Raw genomic sequence first — 16,688 nt, forward strand, 5'->3', positions numbered from 1 at the left:
TGCCCACCGAGTATGCGCACCCAGGGCGATGGCGCGGTCGCCTGCGCAACAGCTGCAGGGCCCGCGGTGTCGGACCGAACCTACCTGCATTGCAGCGAATCGCGGCTGGATGCAGGTGCCGTGCCGCGCTAGGCTTGCGGCATGACCGTCTCCAGCCTCCAGCGCCGCGCCCTGCGCCTTGTCGATCCCTTGTGGAAAATGGTGCAACCGTTCTGGCGCGCCATCAATTTGTGGCTGGACGCCGACGGGCTGCGCATGAGCGCGGCGATGTCCTTCTACGGCATGCTGAGCCTGGCCCCGTTGCTGCTGCTGCTGGTGGGCGTGCTGGGCTGGTGGATGGACCGCAGCTACCTGGAGACCAACCTCATATCCCAGGTGCAGGCCGTCATGGGCCAGCAGGTGGCCGAGGTGATTCGGCAGGCCCTGGCCAGTGCCAAGGAGCCGTCGGAAGGGCGGCTTGCATCCCTGGTGGGTTTTGTGGTGCTGGTGTCTGGCGCTACGGGGGTGTTCGTGGAGCTGCAGTCGGCACTGGAGCACCTGTGGCGCAGCGAAGCGCCGACGCAGCAGCGCGCCGCCTGGTGGCGCATGGCGTCGCTGCGGCTGCGGGGCCTGGCGTATGTGCTGGCCCTGGGCTTTTTGCTGTTGGTGTCGCTGGTCCTGTCCACGCTGATCAACCTGTTTGCGGGCTGGGCGGGCTCGCACCTGTCGTCCGCACCCGTGGCGCCGGCCATGCAGATACTCAACGAGGTGGTGGCCTTCGGCTTTGCGGTGCTGTTGTTCATGGGACTGATGCGCATTGGCGGCGGTGCCCGTCCGTCTTCGCGCTGCATCCTCGCGGGGGCCGTGGTGGGCGCGACGCTGTTCACCGTGGGCAAGCAACTGCTGGCGTGGTACCTGTCCACGGCTGCGGTGGTGTCGGCCTATGGGGCGGCGGGGTCGCTGGTGGTGCTGCTCATGTGGATCTACTTTTCGTCGGCAGTGCTGTTGTTCTCGGCCAGCTGTGCGCGCGCATTCCAGGAGCTGCATGGCACGCCGGCAGAGCCTGCCGCAGCGCCTGAAGGGGCGGTCACCGCGCGGTGAGGTGCGCCAGGCGCAACGTAGCTCGCTGCTCGCGAGCCCGCCTTGCACCCATCTGCCGGTAAACAGCTTCTTACGTCCTTTACAGGGGCTATGTCCGGTTTTCAGGCACCCGCAGGTACTCTGCAGCCACTCTTCCAGCGTTGTGTTGGTACCGCTGGATCTTTCGGAGAAAAATCATGAGCTTTATCGTTTCGTCATCGTCCCATCCTTTGTCCGCCACATCGCACGCAGGCGTTGCCGGTGCGGCCTCGGGCCACTCGCTCAAATGGCTGTGGGCTGCCATCGGGGTGCTGGGGGTGAGCGTGGTGGCCTTGGGCACCACCTTGGTGGTGCAGAACGCCGGCAAATCGGCTGCAGAGGCGCCTCGCGCCGCCATGGCAGCCCTGGCGCAGCCGGCGACCGGCACGCCCCCAGTCGATGGGCCTGCGCAAAACAAGCCCCTGCCGCAAGCTGGTCAAAGAAGTATTGCTACAAATAATGTAGCTAACCAGGCGCCCGGCTATTCGCAAGGTTCGTCTTACCAAGGCGGGTCTTACCAAGGTGGATCTTCGCAGGGCGGCTATGTGCCGCCCCAGCCTGCCATGCGCACCGCAGCGCCAGCACCCGTATGCGCATCCTGCGGCCGGGTCGAGTCGGTGCAGGCGGTGCAGCAGGCGGCGCCTGCCACGGGCGTGGGCGCCGTGGCCGGTGGCGTGCTGGGTGCCGTGGTGGGCAATCAGGTGGGCAAGGGGTCGGGCCGTACTGCGGCCACGGTGCTGGGTGCCGTGGGCGGCGGCTATGTGGGACACAAGGTCGAAGAGCGCACGCGCACGCAGACGGTCTACCAGATCGCCGTGCGCATGGAAGACGGTTCGGTGCGACGCTTCACCCGCGCGCAGCCTCCGGCCGTGGGCACACCGGTCGTTCTGCAGGGCAAGGGCTTCCGCGTGGATGACGGCACGGCCTCGCGCGCCGCAGAGTCCTATCCGCGCGCCCAGCCAGGCGCTGTGCGCGTGGCCGATACGTATTGAGCCAGCCCTGAACCCCAATGCAAAAGCCCGCAACTGCGGGCTTTTTTGCTGGGCGGAGGCGCAGTGAGTGGCTGCGGCTACAGCACCACCGGGATTTCCGTCGCAGGCGGCGTGTTGCGGCTGCGGCCGCAGCGCACCAGGCCGTCGATCATCACCATGCCGATGCCCGGGATGTCGCCCAGCTGCACGCTCTCCAGCAGCGTGGCGCCGGCCGTGTGCTGCGCGCGGTCCATGAACACGAAGTCCGCCGCGCGGCCCGGCTCGATCAGCCCGCAGTTCAGGTTGCGGATGCGCGCCGTGTTGCCTGTGGCAAAGCAGAACACCAACTCGGCGGGGATGTCGGCAAAGCTCGATATCAAGGCGATCATGCGCAGCATGCCCAGCGGCTGCACGCCCGAGCCGGCCGGGCCGTCGGTGCCCAGAATCACGCGGTGCGGGCACTTCAGTTCGATGGCCGCGCGCGCGGCCTGGATGGCGATCTTCTCGTTGCCGTTGTGCACCAGCTCGATCGCGCGCGACGACTTCTCGCACAGCTCGCACACATGCTTCCAGGGCAGCGAGGTGTGGCCGCCGTTGATGTGGCCGATCACATCGGCATCGGCCTCCAGCACCACGTCCTTGTCGATGAGGCCCGAGCCCGGAATGGACGGGCCGCCCGTGTGGATGGTGCTCTGGATGCCGTGCTTGCGCGCCCACGCCACCATCTGCTGGGCCTCGTAGCCCGCCTTCACGGAGCCCAGGCCCACTTCGCCCAGCAGCGTCACGCCCGCGTCGGCCAGGTCCTTGAAGTCCTGCTCGGTCATGCCCTTTTCGATGACCGGGGCACCCGCGATCACCTTCACGCCGCCAGGGCGGAAGTTGTCGAACGAGCGCTGCGCGGTGATGGCCAGCGCCTTCAGGCCCACGATGTCCTTGGGGCGGCCGGGCAGGTGGACCTCGCCGGCCGAGACCATGGTGGTCACGCCGCCGTTCATGGTGGAGTCGATCCAGCCGATCTGGTTTTGCCGCGGCGTCCAGTCGCCAAAGACCGGGTGCACGTGGCTGTCGATCAGGCCGGGGGCCACGCAGGTCTGGCGCGCATCGATCACGGTCTGCGCGTGTTCGGTGTCGCAATCCTTTTCGCGGCCCACGGCCACGATGAGTCCGTCGCTGACGACGATGGTGTCGGCATCGAGGATGGGGCGGTCGAGGTCGCCCGACAACAAGAGACCGATGTTTTTGATGACGACCTTGCCCGACTTGCCGCCGGCTGCTGCTTCTGCCATGGATTCTCCTCGTGGGTGGGGGTTCGGGCCCGTTGCGGCCCTCGCTCAGAAAATCGTTGTGTCCGGTGCGTCCTGCGTTTGCAGTGCTGCTTGCGGAGGTGCGTGCCGAAGATCTTCGGACCTTCGGCCGTCACTTGCCCTTGGGCAGGCTGGGGCCCGGCGCCACGGTGCGCAGCACGCTGTCGATGACGAAGCACTCCCAGTGCGCCAGCGCATCGGGCGTCTCCAGGTCTTCACCCAGAAAGGCCGACAGCGTGTGGCGGTTGGACATGTAGAAGTAGCCCGTGGCGGCGATCAGCAGGTACACGTCGCGCGCCGACACGTCCTTGCGGAACAGCCCTTGCGCTTGGCCGCTCTCCAGCACGCGGCGGATGACCTCGATGGCGGGCGACGAGTATTCGCGGGCCCGCATGGACTTGGAGATGTGCTTGCCCTTGTGCAGGTTTTCCGTGTTGAGCAGCGTGATGAACTCGGGGTTCTTGCGGTAGTAGCCCACCACGAAGCGGATCACCGCCTGCAGCGCCTCGACCGGCTTGGCGGTGTCCAGGTCGAGCTTGGACTCCGCATCGTTCATGCGCCGGTAGGTTTCCTCCAGCACCTCGATGAACAGGCCTTCCTTGCTGCCGAAGTAGTAGTAGATCATCCGGTCGAAGGACTTGGCCGCCTTGGAGATCTTCTCCACGCTGCCGCCTTCGTAGCCGTAGCGCGCGAACACCTTGGTCGCCGCTTTCAGGATGTTGTCGCGCGTGGTCTGTGCGGCCTGCTCGCGCACCCCCGTCTTGCGCACGGTGGGAGATCGGCTGGACGCTGTCCGGGTCTTGGGGGGAGTGGCAGACATGGCGGGTCCTGGTGGGTGGGGCCGGCAGCGGCACCTGTTCGACAGGCGCCCGGTGCCGGCCGGGAGATCACTGCTCTGCGAACGCGCGTTCGATCACGAAGTCGCCCGGCTTCGTGGTGTTGCCTTCCTTGAAGCCGCGCTCTTCCATCATGTGCTTGAGGTCGCGCAGCATCTCGGGGCTGCCGCAGATCATCACGCGGTCTTCCAGCGGGTTGAGCGCCGGCAGGCCCAGGTCGCGGGCGAGCTGGCCGTTCTCGATCACGGTCGTCACGCGGCCCTGGTGCTTGAACGCCTCGCGCGTCACGGTGGGGTAGTACTTGAGCTGCTTGCTCACGATCTCGCCCAGGAACTCGTGCTGGGGCAGCTCTTGGGTGATGTAGTCGTGGTAGGCCAGCTCCTTGACCTCGCGCACGCCGTGCACCAGGATGACTTCCTCGAACTTCTCATACGTCTCGGGGTCGCGCATCAGGCTCAGGAACGGCGCCACGCCGGTGCCGGTGGACAGCATGTACAGGCGCTTGGCGGGCAGCAGGTAGTCGATGAGCAGCGTGCCGGTGGGCTTCTTGCCCACCACGATGGTGTCGCCCACCTGGATGTGCTGCAGGCGCGAGGTCAGCGGGCCGTCGGGCACCTTGATCGACAGGAACTCCAGGTGCTCTTCGTAGTTGGCGCTGGCGATGCTGTAGGCGCGCAGCAGGGGTTTGCCGTTCTCGCCACGCAGGCCGATCATCGTGAAATGGCCGTTGGAAAAGCGCAGGGCCGTGTCCCGCGTGGTGGTGAAGGAGAAAAGGCGGTCCGTCCAGTGGTGGACGGAGAGGACGCGTTCTTCGAGAAAGGCGCTCATGGTGCTTGGTCGGAAAAGTTGAAAGTACAGAAGAAAACTGGCTGAAGTCCGCGCTGGCGGCGTGCTGGAGCGGGGCTCAGAACGCGATATCCAGGCCGGAAAGCTTGTGGCTCACAACCCTCCATTGTTCCGCATCTGGCAAAGCCGGTTTTCTTTTGGTGATTGTGGGCAGGCCCGGGGCCAGCTTTTTGTTGAATTCGAGGAAGATTTCCAGGCCCGGGGGCAGGTCGTCTTCGGCATAGATGGCGTTGGCGGGGCACTCGGGGATGCAGACCGCGCAGTCGATGCACTCGTCGGGGTCGATGACGAGGTATTCAGGCCCCTCCTTGAAGCAGTCGACCGGGCAGACATCGACACAGTCGGTGTACTTGCACCGAATACATGCATCCGTCACTACGTGCGTCATTTTGGGGCTCCTCGTGCACCGTTTCAGGGGGTGCGAAAACACCATTGCGGACCATCATCGATTGCGCTACATTCGCGATCAATGTAGCAATCACAACATTTAAGTTAAGTGAATGCTACACAAAATGCAATGCGCGTACAAGCATTTGAAAAGATGCAATGAATGGGCTCCACGATGACTGAACACACCAAGACCGACGGGCTTCCAGGCATGGATGCGCCAGAGCTGCCGCAGGTGCTGGAGCGCGCCCGGCCGCGCAACGAGCGCATGAACGCCGCCAAGGTGGAGTGCAACGCGTGCCCGGTGCTGTGCCAGATATCGGAAGGCCGCGCCGGCGCGTGCGACCGCTATGCCAACCACGCCGGCGTGCTGGTGCGCGTGGACCCGGTGGTGCTGCTGCGCAAGACGGTGGAGGCGGGCGAAGTTGCGCTGGTGCCCTTCGCAGGCCGCTCGTCCGCGGCGGATGCCGACGCGCCGGTGGACGCCGAAGGCGGCACCGCCGCCGATGCCGCCGCGCAGCCCGCCTGGAGCGGCGACCTGCTGCTGACAGAAGAAGTGTTCGTCACCGGCGTGGGCTCGTCCACCACCTACCCCGACTACAAGCCTGCGCCGTTCATCGTGGGCTCCAAGGTCGATGGCGTGGACATGGTCACCGTGGTCACCGAGGGCATCTTCAGCTACTGCAGCTTCAAGGTGAAGATCGACACCGACCGCTTCCTCGGCCCCGAGCAGGCCAACGTGCGCTGCAAGGGCGAGGTGGTGGGGCACGTCACCACGGCCGAATACGGCTCGCAGATGCTGTCGCTCGGCGGCGTGCACCACCTCACGGGCGGCAGCAAGAAGGAAGGGCGCATCGCCAACGAGATGATGCAGCTTCTGGGCAACAAGCAGGCGGTGGAACTCACCATCGACGGCGGCTCGCAGCTCGTGATCCAGGCCGGGCAGGCGCCCATCGTCAACGGCGTGGCCGAGCAGCGCATGCGCGTGGGCTGCGGCTCCGCGGCCATCGGCATCTTCGCGCGCCAGTTCTTCGGCCAGGCCGACGAGGTGGTGGTGGTGGACGACCACATCACCGGCGTGCTCACCGAGCACCAGGCCGGCCGCTGCCTGGACATGAAGTCCTCGGGCATCCAGATGCGCGGGCGCAAGTCCACCCCGGGCCGCTACTTCCAGGTGGCCAATCCCGGCACGGGCTGGGGCGGCACCGACATCGCCGACCCTCTGTCCATCATCGAAGGCTGGGACGCATCGGTCGCGTGGCCGGGCCTGCGCCTGCTCATGACCTCCACCACGGGCGAGCACGCCAGCTGGTACGTGTTGAACGAATCGCTGGTGCCGGTGGAGGCCGAGATGCCCGATGCGGTGCGCCGCATCGTGGAGCGTATCGGCGAGAACTGCGAGCCCTCGCTCACCTCGGTGCTCTTCCTGGGCGGCGCGGGCGGCAGCCTGCGCGCGGGCGTGACGGAAAACCCCGTGCTGCTCACGCGCTCCATCAAGAACGCGTTGGTCAACGTGACCTGCGGCGGCGCACCCGCCTATGTGTGGCCCGGCGGCGGCATCACCGTGATGGCCGATGTGCTGCGCATGCCCGACAACAGCTTCGGCACCGTGCCCACCCCCGCCATCGTGGCGCCCATCGAGTTCAGCATGCGCCGCACCGACTACGAGGCCCTGGGCGGCCATGCCGAGCAGATCCGCAGCCTGCGCGAGGTGCTGGAGCACGGCGCGTGGCACAACGACGGTGCGCCGCAGTCGCTGTCCTGGCAGGCGCTGCCCGCTGGCAACCCCTGGCCGCTGGGCCGCCCGCCCCTGCTGGGCTGAACGGCGCCTCGTTATGCACGCCTGCCGCAACTTTCTGCCCGACGGCCGCTGGCACTTCCAGCACGGACCCATCGACCTGGTCATCCAGGCCGAGGGTGAACGCAGCGCCGTGGCTGCCGCGCACGAGCGCGCCTGGCAGCGCTTCGAGGGGCTGCTGCAAGAGCTGGTGAACGAGCTGCCCGGCCTGCGCGCCCCGGTGGGTGAAGCCACCTCCTTGCAGGGTGTGGTCGCGCAGCGCATGTGGCAGGCCTGCCACCCGTACCGCAAGGGCTTCATCACCCCCATGGCCGCCGTGGCCGGGGCGGTGGCGCAAGAGATCCTCGCGTGTTTCGCGCAGGACGGCATTGCCCGCGCCTGGGTCAACAACGGTGGCGACATCGCGCTGCACCTCGCCCCGGGCCAGTCGGCCTCGGTGGGGGTGTATGCGGACATCGCCAGGCTCGATGCCGCCCAGCTGCGCCACGGGCTGCTGCTGGACGGCCAGTTGCGCATCGACAGCACCATGCCGGTGCGCGGCGTGGCCACCAGCGGTTGGCGCGGGCGCAGCCAGTCGCTGGGCATCGCCGACAGCGTCACGGTGCTCGCGCGCACCGCGGCCGAGGCCGACGCCGCCGCCACCGTGGTGGCCAACGCCGTGAACGTGCTGGACGAGCGCATCACCCGCATGCCCGCCTGGCTGGTGCGCGACGACAGCGACCTCGGCGCCATTCCCGTCACGGTGGATGTCCCGCCGCTGCCGCGCGCACAGGTGCTGCGCGCGCTGCACCAAGGGCTGGAAAAGGCGCAAGAATTGCAGTCCCGCGGGCTGATCTGGTGCGCGCTGCTCGTGTGCCAGGGCGAGTTCGCGGCCACCCGCATGCCCGAGGCAGCGCTGGCGGGGCTGCCCGCACGCACCGAAGGCCCGGCAGGCGCGGCAGGCGCGGTGAGCGCGGTGCACGAAGAAGTTGGTTCAGTATTTGCTTAACGAATTCACAAGCCCACAGGCCATCCCATGATCCAGATACGACGCGTTTTCACCCACCTCGAGGACATCCGGCACGAGTTCGGTCCCGTGGCCGATGTGCCGCTGCTGCGGGGTGCCATCGGCGCGGTGCTGACCAACCCCTACGCCGGCCGCTACGAGGCCGACATCCTGCCCATGATGGAGGCGCTGCAGGACGTGGGCCTGGACATGGCGCAGCGCCTGCTCAAGGCCATGGGCGTGCCCGCCGAGCGCATCGAGACCTACGGCAAGGGCTCCATCGTCGGCGCGGCCGGCGAGCTGGAGCACGGCGCGCTGTGGCATGTGCCGGGCGGCTACGCCATGCGCGAACTGCTGGGCTGGAAGGGCGACCGCAACGCCTACGCCAAGGGCCAGGCCGAAGAGAAGACGGGGCAGCCCGCCAACGCGCTGTCCATCGTGCCTTCCACCAAGAAGGTGGGCGGCCCGGGTGCTGCGCTCGACGTGCCGCTCACGCACATCAACGCCAGCTACGTGCGCAGCCACTTCGATGCCATGGAGGTGCGCGTGCCCGGCGCGCCGCTGGCCGACGAGATCGTCTTCATCCTGGCCATGACCACCGGCCCGCGCGTGCATGCCCGCGTGGGCGGCCTCAAGGCGCAGGACATCAGCCAGTGGAACGGCCTGCGCTAGGGTCCCGCACCACAACCAGAACGCAACAGCACAAGAACCCAGGAGTACAAGACATGCCCGCCAAGATCCGGAAAATCATCGTGCAGACCGACGAAGTGCGTGTGGAGATGGGCCGCGACGTGCAGCCGCCCGTGCGCAAGGCCCTGGCCATGGCCGTCATCGAGAACCCGTTCGCCGGCCGCTACGCCGAGAGCCTCGATGAGCTCACGGCCATCGGCGAAGAGCTGGGCGCGCTGCTCGGCCAGCGCTGCGTGCAAGCGCTGGGCATCGAGCCCGGCCAGGCCCACAGCTACGGCAAGGCCGCCATCGTGGGCGAGGCCGGCGAGCTGGAACACGCCGCAGCCATCCTGCACCCCAAGCTCGGCGCGCCGCTGCGCGTGGCGGTCGAAAAGGGCGCCGCCCTCGTGCCGTCCAGCAAGAAGATCGGCGGCCTGGGCACCGCCATCGATGTGCCCCTGGGCCACAAGGATGCCGCCTACGTGCGCAGCCACTTCGACGCCATGGAGGCCCGCGTGGCCGATGCGCCCCGCGCCAACGAGATCGTGGTCGCCATCGTCGTCACCGACAGTGGCCGCCCGCTGCCCCGCATCGGTGGCCTGCAGGTCGCCGACATCCAGGGCGTGGACGGCCTGCGCTGAATGCGCCGTACCGCACTACCATCTCCCCCGTTCCCGACCATCTCCCACACCCACCCTACCTTTTCCAGGAGTGTTCCCATGACGATGCGACAAAACCTCATGCGTGCCACGGCCGCAGCCGCGCTGGCTATCACGCTGGCCCCTGTGCACGCACAGGATGTCATCAAGATTGGTGAGATCAACAGCTACAAGGCGCAGCCCGCTTTCCTGGAGCCCTACAAGAAGGGCATGGAGCTGGCGGTGGACGAGATCAACGCATCGGGCGGCCTGCTGGGCAAGAAGGTGCAGCTGGTGATCCGCGACGACAACGCCAACCCGGGCGATGCCGTGCGCGTGGCCGAAGAGCTGGTCTCGCGCGAGAAGGTGGACGTGCTCACCGGCTCCTTCCTGTCGCACATCGGCCTGGCGCTGACCGACTTCGCCAAGCAAAAGAAATTCTTCTTCCTGGCCAGCGAACCGCTGACCGACAAGATCGTCTGGCAAAACGGCAACCGCTACACCTACCGCCTGCGCGCATCCACCTACATGCAGGTGGCCATGATGGTGCCGGACGCGGTGGCCCTGAAGAAAAAGCGCTGGGCGCTGGTGTACCCCAACTACGAATACGGCCAGTCGGCCGTGGCCACGTTCAAGCAACTGCTCAAGGCCGCGCAGCCTGATGTCGAGTTCGTCGTGGAACAGGCGCCGCCGCTGGGCAAGGTCGATTCGGGCAGCGTGGTGCAGGCCCTGGCCGACGCCAAGCCCGATGCCATCTTCAACGTGCTGTTCGGTGCCGACCTGTCCAAGTTCGTGCGCGAAGGCAACACCCGCGGCCTGTTCAAGGACCGCGAGGTGGTCAGCCTGCTGACCGGCGAGCCCGAGTACATGGACCCGCTCAAGGACGAAGCCCCCAACGGCTGGATCGTCACCGGCTACCCCTGGTACGGCATCCAGACGCCTGAGCACAAGGCTTTCATGACGGCCTACCAGGGCAAGTTCAACGACTACCCGCGCCTGGGTTCGGTCGTGGGCTACAGCGCCATCAAGTCGCTGGGTGAAGGCATCAAGAAAGCCGGCTCCACCGACACCGAAAAGCTCATCGCCGCGTTCAAGGGCCTGCAGGTCACCACACCGTTCGGCCGCGCCACCTACCGCGCGGAAGACAACCAGTCCACCATGGGCAGCTACGTGGGCCGCACCAAGAACGAAGGCGGCAAGGGCGTGATGGTGGACTACCGCTATGTGGACGGCGCCAAGGTGCAGCCGACCAACGAAGAAGTCAAGAAGCTGCGCGCGGCAGACTGAGTGCGCGTTCAACAGGCGGCCCCGCGTGGGCGCCTGCGATCGCCATCTCCCTGCCTGTGTGATCTGTAAAAAGCTGCACACCCGTTCACGCTGAGCTTGTCGAAGCGCTGCGAAGGGCTTCGACAAACTCAGCCCGAACGGCTTGGGATGGCGCTGCGCGTTTGCCTCACCCACACCGCAGGCACCGACCTGCAGGGATGAACTTTGCCGTGACCCCGAAGGATCTGGAATGAGTTTTTCGAGTTTTATCGTTCAGCTGCTCAACGGACTGGCGGGCGCGTCCTCGCTGTTTCTGGTGGGCGCCGGGCTCTCGCTGATCTTCGGCGTCACGCGCATTGTGAACTTTGCGCACGGCTCGTTCTTCATGGTGGGCATCTACGTGGCCTATTCCATGGTCGCCAAGCTGGGCACGGGCCTCGCGTTCTGGCCTGCGCTGCTGCTGTCTGCCGTGGTGGTGGGGGCGCTCGGCGCGGTGGTCGAGGTGGTGCTGCTGCGCCGCATCTACAAGGCGCCCGAGCTCTTCCAGCTCCTGGCCACGTTCGCGCTGGTGCTGGTCATCAAGGATGCGGCGCTGTGGATCTGGGGCCCCGAAGAACTGCTCGGCCCGCGCGCGCCGGGCCTGTCGGGGTCGGTGGACATCCTGGGCCGCCAGTTCCCGTCGTACGACCTGTTCCTCATCGTCGTGGGCCCGGTGGTGCTGGGCCTGTTGTGGCTGCTGCTCACCCGCACCCGCTGGGGCACGCTGGTGCGCGCCGCCACGCAGGACCGCGAGATGGTCAGCGCCCTGGGCGTGAACCAGGCTTGGCTGTTCACGGCGGTGTTCGCGCTGGGTGCGCTGCTGGCGGGCCTGGGCGGCGCACTGCAGCTGCCGCGCGAGCCGGCCACGCTGGAGATGGACCTCAACACCATCGGCGCCGCCTTCGTGGTGGTGGTGGTGGGCGGCATGGGCTCCATCCCCGGTGCGTATGTGGCCGCGCTGCTCATCGCCGAGATCAAGGCGGTGTGCATCTGGCTCGGTGTGGTCGAAATCTTCGGCTACAGCGTCTCGTTCTCCAAGCTCACGCTGGTGGTCGAATTCCTCGTGATGGCCGTGGTGCTGGTGGTGCGCCCCTGGGGCCTGATGGGCCGCCCGCAGGCCGCCAGCCGCAACACCGGCCTGCCCGAGGCGCCGCTGCGTGCGCCGGACCGCTGGTTCAAGATCGGCGGCATGGCACTGCTGGCTGTGCTGGTGCTGCTGCCGATGCTCACGGCCGGCTCGCCCTACCTCACCGTGCTGTTCATCGACCTGTTGATCGCCGCGCTGTTCGCGGCCAGCCTGCACTTCATCATGGGGCCGGCGGGCATGCATTCGTTCGGCCATGCGGCGTACTTTGGCCTCGGGGCCTACGCGGCAGCGCTGCTGGTGCGCTCGGCCGGCATTCCGATGGAGCTGGCCCTGGTGGTGGCGCCGCTCGCGGCGGCCGCCGGTGCGCTGCTGTACGGCTGGTTCTGCGTGCGGTTGTCGGGCGTGTACCTGGCCATGCTCACGCTGGCCTTCGCGCAGATCACCTGGGCCATCTGCTACCAGTGGGACGGTTTCACCGGCGGCAGCAACGGCCTCACCGGCGTGTGGCCCGCGGCCTGGCTGTCGGACAAGCGCAACTACTACTACCTCACGCTCGCGCTGGTCGTGGGCGGCGTGCTGATGCTGCGGCGCATCCTGTACTCGCCGTTCGGCTACGCGCTGCGGGCGGGGCGCGACTCGGTGCTGCGCGCCGATGCCATCGGCATCGACGTCAAGCGCATGCAGTGGACGGCCTTCGTCATCGCCGGGCTGTTCGCGGGCCTGGGCGGCGCGCTGTTCGCGTTCTCCAAGGGCAGTATCTCGCCCGAGACGCTGCACGTGGGCCGCTCGGTCGACGGCCTGGTGATGGTGCTGCTCGGCGGCATCCAGACCCTGGCCGGCCCCGTGGTGGGCGCGGTCACCTTCACCTGGCTGCACGACACCGTGGCGCGCAACACCGACTACTGGCGCGCCATGCTGGGCGCCATCATCCTCATCCTGGTGCTGCTCTTCCCGCAGGGCATCGCAGGCGCCATCAAGCAGGTCTTCGACAACCGGCGCGAAGCCAAGAACATGAAGGAGGGCCAGGCATGAGCCTGCTCAAAGTCACGGGCCTGGGCAAGTCGTTCGGCGGCGTCAAGGCGGTGGATGGCATCCACTTCGAGCTGGCCGCGGGCGAGCTGCTGGCGCTCATCGGCCCCAACGGCGCCGGCAAGTCCACCACCTTCAACATGGTCAACGGCCAGCTGCCGGCCGACGTGGGCTCCATACAGCTCGACGGGCAGGAGCTGGTGGGCCGCAAGCCCCGCGACATCTGGCGCATGGGCGTGGGCCGCACCTTCCAGATCGCCGAGACCTTCGCCTCGCTCACCGTGGTGGAGAACGTGCAGATGGCGCTGATCTCCAGCGACAGCCGCCTGTTCTCGATGTGGCGCAAGGCCGCGGACCACAAGCGCGACGAGGCGCTGGCGCTGCTCGACCAGGTGGGCATGAAGTCCCAGGCCGACCGCCCCTGCAGCGTGCTGGCCTATGGCGACGTCAAGCGCGTGGAGCTGGCCATCGCCATGGCCAACAGCCCGAAGCTGTTGCTCATGGACGAGCCCACCGCCGGCATGGCGCCCAAGGAGCGCAACGAACTCATGGCGCTGACCAAGCAGCTCGTGATCGACCGCGGCATGGCAGTGCTGTTCACCGAGCACAGCATGGACGTGGTGTTCGCGTACGCCGACCGCATGATCGTGCTGGCGCGCGGGCGCCTCATCGCCGAAGGCAAGCCGCTGGAGCTGCGCGACCACCCCAAGGTGCAGGAGGTCTACTTCGGCACCGGCAAGACCTTCGAGAAGAAAACAGCAGCATCGGCCGCAGCGGCCCCGGCGGCGGAGACGGCATGACCATGACGAGCAGCGCAACGAACGAAGTTCTCCTGAAAGCCCAGGGCCTGCAGGCCTGGTACGGCGCCGCGCAGATCCTCTACGACGTCGACCTGGAAGTGCGCCGCGGCGAGGTCGTGGCGCTGATGGGCCGCAACGGCGCGGGCAAGTCCACCACGCTCAAGACGCTGATGGGCATGCTCGCCAAGCGCAAGGGCAGCATCCAGTTCATGGGCAAGGACCTGTCCAAAAGCGACCCGCACGACGCGGCCCGCCTGGGCCTGGGCTTCGTGCCCGAAGACCGCCGCGTGTTCACCGACCTCACGGTGATGGAGAACCTGGAGGTAGGCCGCCAGCCGGCCCGCCAGTGGCCCGACGGCACGGCCGCCCCGCTGTGGACGCCCGAGGCCTTGTTCAAGCTCTTCCCCAACCTGGGCGAGATGCCCCAGCGCCCGGGCGGGCGCATGAGCGGCGGCGAGCAGCAGATGCTGACCGTGGCCCGCACGCTCATGGGCAACCCGTACCTGGTGCTGCTCGACGAGCCCTCCGAGGGCGTGGCGCCCGTCATCGTGGAGCAGATGGCGCAGATGATCCTGGAGCTCAAGGGGCAGGGCGTGAGCATCCTGCTGTCCGAGCAGAACATGCATTTTGCCGAGCTGGTCTCCGACCGCGCCTATGTGCTGGAGAAGGGCCAGATCCGCTACCAGGCCACGATGGCCGAACTGGCGGCGAACGAGGAAGTCCGGCGGGCCTACCTCAGCGTGTGAAGCGAATCCCCGGCGGTGGCCCCACCGGGCCGCCGCCGATGTGTCAGTGCGTTCCCAACCGGAGTGTTCACCATGCCAACTGCACCGCGTCGTCGCCTTCTTCTCCAATCGGCCGCGTTCACCGTGGCCGGCGTCTGCCTTCCCACCGCGTGGGCGGCGGGCAAGATCAAACCCGGCGAGCGCGCAGCGCTCATCGTGGTGGATGTGCAGAACTGCTTCGTGCCGGGTGGAACCCTGCCGGTGGCCCAGGGCGACGAGGTGGTGCCGGTCATCAACCGCATCGCCACCGCCTTCGAGAACGTGGTGGTGACGCAGGACTGGCACACCCAGGGCCACGCCTCGTTTGCCAGCAGCCATGCGGGCAAGAAGCCGTTTGAAACCGCCAAGCTCAGCTACGGCCCGCAGGTGCTGTGGCCCGACCACTGCGTGCAGGGCACCGACGACGCAGCGCTGCACAAGGACCTCAAAGTGCCGCAGGCGCAGGTGATCTTGCGCAAGGGCTTCCACCAGCACGTGGACAGCTATTCGGCGTTCGAAGAGGCGGACCGCAAGACATCCACGGGCCTGGCGGGGTACCTGAAGCAGCGCGGCATCCGGGCGGTGTTCGTCACCGGCCTGGCCACCGACTTCTGCGTGGCCTGGACGGCGCTCGATGCCAGGCGCCTGGGCTTTGAGACGTACGTGGTCGAGGATGCCTGCCGCGCCATCGACCTCAACGGCTCGCTCGCCGCCGCGTGGAAGAACATGGCCGCCAAAGGCGTCAAGCGCATTCAGTCCAGCGACATCGACATCGCGTGACCGCCCGCAGCGCCGGCGCCGCGGCGCCAGGCGTTTGACGGATTCACAACACACCGCAGAAAGTGTTGCAAAGCCCCTCCAGTTAAAGGGAAGATTGCGCCTTTGATGTAAGGAGCGTTTCATGAAGTTTCGTGGGATGGAGGAAGGGCGCATCGACCGCCGGGTGGTGCTCACAAGCCTGGCCGCCGCTGCTCTGGCAGGGGCGGGGCCGGCCGCCGCCGAGACCGGAGTGACGGACTCCCGCATCAAGGTGGGGCAGTCGGCCGTGTTCACCGGGCCTGCCAAGGATTTCGGGGTGGACTACAAGGCCGGCATCGCGCTGGTCTTCGACAAGGTCAACAAGAGTGGCGGCGTGCAGGGCCGCACGCTGGAGCTGGTGTCGCACGACGACGCCTACGACCCCAAGAAGACGGCCGAGAACACCGCCAAGCTGATCGACGAGGACAAGGTCTTCGCGCTGATCGGCTACGTGGCCACGGGCAACCTCATCGCCGCGATGCCGCTGGCCGAGAAGGCGGGCGTGCCCATGTTCGCGCCGCTGGTGGGCACCACGTCGTTCCGCACCACGCACAACCGCTATCTGTTCCACGTGCGCGCCAGCTACGAGACCGAGCTGCGCAAGATCGTGGGCCACCTGGCCACGCTGGGCATCACCAACATCGCCGTCATCTACCAGAACAGCGCGTTCGGCAAGTCCAACCTCGACACCTGCCTGCAGATCGCGCAGGGCCTGAAGGTCAAGGTGGTCGAATCCGTGCCCATGGAGATCGCCGCCACCGACGCCAAGGCGCAGGTCGCCACGCTCACCAAGGCCCAGCCCGGCGCGGTGGTGATGATCATGGCCGGCAAGATGGTGGAGGTCTTCCTGCGCGACTACCGCGCGGCGGGTGCCGCGTCGCCGCTGTACACCATCTCGGTGGGCATCACCGATGCGCCGGGCTCGGCGCAGCGCCTGAACGGCGGCATCGAAGGCCTGGTCACGGCGAGCATCGTGCCGTCGCCGCAGGCCAGCCGCATGCCCATCGTGGTGGACTACCGCAAGGACCGCACCGACGCGGGCGAGAAGATCGACAGCTACACCATGCTCGAGGGCTACATCGCCGCGCGCGTGTTCGTGGAAGGCCTCAAGCGCGCGGGCCGCAACCTCACGCGCGACGGTTTCATCAAGGCGCTGGAAGACATGGGCACGACCAAGATCGGCGATTTTCCGCTGCAGTACGGCCCCACCAACCACAACGGCTCGAACTTCGTGGACCTGGAGATGTACACGCGCACCGGAGCGCTCAAGCGCTAAGGATATGGTGCAACCCCCTGTGGCGCTTCGCGCCTTCCCCCTTCTCTCGCATTGCTGCGCAATGCGGGAAGGGGGACGCCGCCAGCGGGGCGGGGCG

General features: G+C 67.2%; 16 protein-coding genes. 12 read left to right on the plus strand and 4 right to left on the minus strand.

Features of this window, described 5'->3' with window-relative positions:
* Positions 1–141: 141 nt before the first annotated feature.
* Both ACSQ3D_RS14390 and ACSQ3D_RS14395 read left to right on the plus strand, forming a co-directional pair.
* Positions 142–1,080 carry a YihY/virulence factor BrkB family protein gene (locus ACSQ3D_RS14390; protein ID WP_436127356.1) on the plus strand — a complete coding sequence of 313 codons (939 nt, stop codon included), beginning with the start codon at positions 142–144 and terminating at the stop codon, positions 1,078–1,080.
* Positions 1,081–1,256: 176 nt separating this feature from the next.
* Positions 1,257–2,090 (plus strand): glycine zipper 2TM domain-containing protein, encoded by an 834-nt coding sequence (locus tag ACSQ3D_RS14395; protein ID WP_436127357.1) that lies wholly within the window; start codon positions 1,257–1,259, stop codon positions 2,088–2,090.
* A gap of 77 nt (positions 2,091–2,167) precedes the next feature.
* Here the strand turns inward: ACSQ3D_RS14395 and ACSQ3D_RS14400 are convergent, their stop codons facing one another.
* From ACSQ3D_RS14400 to fdxA, 4 genes are all read right to left on the minus strand, one after another.
* Positions 2,168–3,355, minus strand: coding sequence for an amidohydrolase family protein (locus tag ACSQ3D_RS14400; RefSeq protein WP_436127358.1), 1,188 nt, complete (start codon positions 3,353–3,355; stop codon positions 2,168–2,170).
* 130 nt (positions 3,356–3,485) lie between these two features.
* The gene (locus ACSQ3D_RS14405; RefSeq protein ID WP_436127359.1) at positions 3,486–4,193 is read right to left on the minus strand and encodes a TetR/AcrR family transcriptional regulator; all 708 of its coding nucleotides are present in this window, start codon (positions 4,191–4,193) and stop codon (positions 3,486–3,488) included.
* 67 nt (positions 4,194–4,260) lie between these two features.
* Complete coding sequence (locus ACSQ3D_RS14410) at positions 4,261–5,037, minus strand: ferredoxin--NADP reductase (protein WP_056410358.1); 777 nt, start codon at positions 5,035–5,037, stop codon at positions 4,261–4,263.
* 76 nt (positions 5,038–5,113) lie between these two features.
* Complete coding sequence (fdxA, locus tag ACSQ3D_RS14415) at positions 5,114–5,443, minus strand: ferredoxin FdxA (protein ID WP_056163211.1); 330 nt, start codon at positions 5,441–5,443, stop codon at positions 5,114–5,116.
* 174 nt (positions 5,444–5,617) lie between these two features.
* Here fdxA and ACSQ3D_RS14420 point away from each other — a divergent pair, with 174 nt between their 5' ends.
* The 10 genes from ACSQ3D_RS14420 (at position 5,618) to ACSQ3D_RS14465 (ending at position 16,591) form a co-directional block, all read left to right on the plus strand.
* Positions 5,618–7,264: a 6-hydroxynicotinate reductase gene (locus ACSQ3D_RS14420; RefSeq protein ID WP_436127360.1), complete on the plus strand. Its 1,647-nt coding sequence runs from the start codon at positions 5,618–5,620 to the stop codon at positions 7,262–7,264.
* Between the two features lie 13 nt (positions 7,265–7,277).
* Positions 7,278–8,228, plus strand: a complete 951-nt coding sequence (locus tag ACSQ3D_RS14425; RefSeq protein ID WP_436127361.1) for a UPF0280 family protein — start codon at positions 7,278–7,280, stop codon at positions 8,226–8,228.
* 27 nt (positions 8,229–8,255) lie between these two features.
* Positions 8,256–8,897, plus strand: coding sequence for an amino acid synthesis family protein (locus ACSQ3D_RS14430; protein WP_056163220.1), 642 nt, complete (start codon positions 8,256–8,258; stop codon positions 8,895–8,897).
* A 53-nt stretch (positions 8,898–8,950) separates the two neighbouring features.
* Entirely contained in the window at positions 8,951–9,535 is a 585-nt protein-coding gene (locus tag ACSQ3D_RS14435) for an amino acid synthesis family protein (protein ID WP_436127362.1), read from the plus strand.
* A gap of 78 nt (positions 9,536–9,613) precedes the next feature.
* On the plus strand, positions 9,614–10,819 hold the full coding sequence (locus tag ACSQ3D_RS14440; RefSeq protein ID WP_056410350.1) for an ABC transporter substrate-binding protein: 1,206 nt from the start codon (positions 9,614–9,616) through the stop codon (positions 10,817–10,819).
* A gap of 229 nt (positions 10,820–11,048) precedes the next feature.
* Complete coding sequence (locus ACSQ3D_RS14445) at positions 11,049–12,956, plus strand: ABC transporter permease (protein WP_436127363.1); 1,908 nt, start codon at positions 11,049–11,051, stop codon at positions 12,954–12,956.
* Positions 12,953–13,753 carry an ABC transporter ATP-binding protein gene (locus tag ACSQ3D_RS14450; protein WP_056410348.1) on the plus strand — a complete coding sequence of 267 codons (801 nt, stop codon included), beginning with the start codon at positions 12,953–12,955 and terminating at the stop codon, positions 13,751–13,753. The genes ACSQ3D_RS14445 and ACSQ3D_RS14450 overlap by 4 nt, the downstream gene beginning before the upstream one ends.
* A gap of 2 nt (positions 13,754–13,755) precedes the next feature.
* Positions 13,756–14,499, plus strand: a complete 744-nt coding sequence (locus ACSQ3D_RS14455; protein WP_396504320.1) for an ABC transporter ATP-binding protein — start codon at positions 13,756–13,758, stop codon at positions 14,497–14,499.
* 72 nt (positions 14,500–14,571) lie between these two features.
* Positions 14,572–15,297, plus strand: a complete 726-nt coding sequence (pncA, locus tag ACSQ3D_RS14460; protein ID WP_056411548.1) for a bifunctional nicotinamidase/pyrazinamidase — start codon at positions 14,572–14,574, stop codon at positions 15,295–15,297.
* 121 nt (positions 15,298–15,418) lie between these two features.
* Positions 15,419–16,591, plus strand: a complete 1,173-nt coding sequence (locus ACSQ3D_RS14465) for an ABC transporter substrate-binding protein (RefSeq protein WP_436127364.1) — start codon at positions 15,419–15,421, stop codon at positions 16,589–16,591.
* The last annotated feature ends 97 nt before the right edge of the window (positions 16,592–16,688 follow it).

This window comes from Acidovorax sp. LjRoot117 (genome assembly GCF_964252695.1).
Taxonomy (GTDB): domain Bacteria; phylum Pseudomonadota; class Gammaproteobacteria; order Burkholderiales; family Burkholderiaceae_C; genus Acidovorax.

Coding starts and splice junctions, on each gene's coding strand:
- ACSQ3D_RS14425 (WP_436127361.1), top strand. CDS start 7,278: ATGCACGCCTGCCGCAACTTTCTGCCCGACGGCCGCTGGCACTTCCAG.
- pncA (WP_056411548.1), top strand. CDS start 14,572: ATGCCAACTGCACCGCGTCGTCGCCTTCTTCTCCAATCGGCCGCGTTC.
- ACSQ3D_RS14430 (WP_056163220.1), top strand. CDS start 8,256: ATGATCCAGATACGACGCGTTTTCACCCACCTCGAGGACATCCGGCAC.
- fdxA (WP_056163211.1), bottom strand. CDS start 5,443: ATGACGCACGTAGTGACGGATGCATGTATTCGGTGCAAGTACACCGAC.
- ACSQ3D_RS14420 (WP_436127360.1), top strand. CDS start 5,618: ATGACTGAACACACCAAGACCGACGGGCTTCCAGGCATGGATGCGCCA.
- ACSQ3D_RS14465 (WP_436127364.1), top strand. CDS start 15,419: ATGAAGTTTCGTGGGATGGAGGAAGGGCGCATCGACCGCCGGGTGGTG.
- ACSQ3D_RS14455 (WP_396504320.1), top strand. CDS start 13,756: ATGACGAGCAGCGCAACGAACGAAGTTCTCCTGAAAGCCCAGGGCCTG.
- ACSQ3D_RS14445 (WP_436127363.1), top strand. CDS start 11,049: ATGAGTTTTTCGAGTTTTATCGTTCAGCTGCTCAACGGACTGGCGGGC.
- ACSQ3D_RS14400 (WP_436127358.1), bottom strand. CDS start 3,355: ATGGCAGAAGCAGCAGCCGGCGGCAAGTCGGGCAAGGTCGTCATCAAA.
- ACSQ3D_RS14390 (WP_436127356.1), top strand. CDS start 142: ATGACCGTCTCCAGCCTCCAGCGCCGCGCCCTGCGCCTTGTCGATCCC.
- ACSQ3D_RS14405 (WP_436127359.1), bottom strand. CDS start 4,193: ATGTCTGCCACTCCCCCCAAGACCCGGACAGCGTCCAGCCGATCTCCC.
- ACSQ3D_RS14410 (WP_056410358.1), bottom strand. CDS start 5,037: ATGAGCGCCTTTCTCGAAGAACGCGTCCTCTCCGTCCACCACTGGACG.
- ACSQ3D_RS14435 (WP_436127362.1), top strand. CDS start 8,951: ATGCCCGCCAAGATCCGGAAAATCATCGTGCAGACCGACGAAGTGCGT.
- ACSQ3D_RS14450 (WP_056410348.1), top strand. CDS start 12,953: ATGAGCCTGCTCAAAGTCACGGGCCTGGGCAAGTCGTTCGGCGGCGTC.
- ACSQ3D_RS14440 (WP_056410350.1), top strand. CDS start 9,614: ATGACGATGCGACAAAACCTCATGCGTGCCACGGCCGCAGCCGCGCTG.
- ACSQ3D_RS14395 (WP_436127357.1), top strand. CDS start 1,257: ATGAGCTTTATCGTTTCGTCATCGTCCCATCCTTTGTCCGCCACATCG.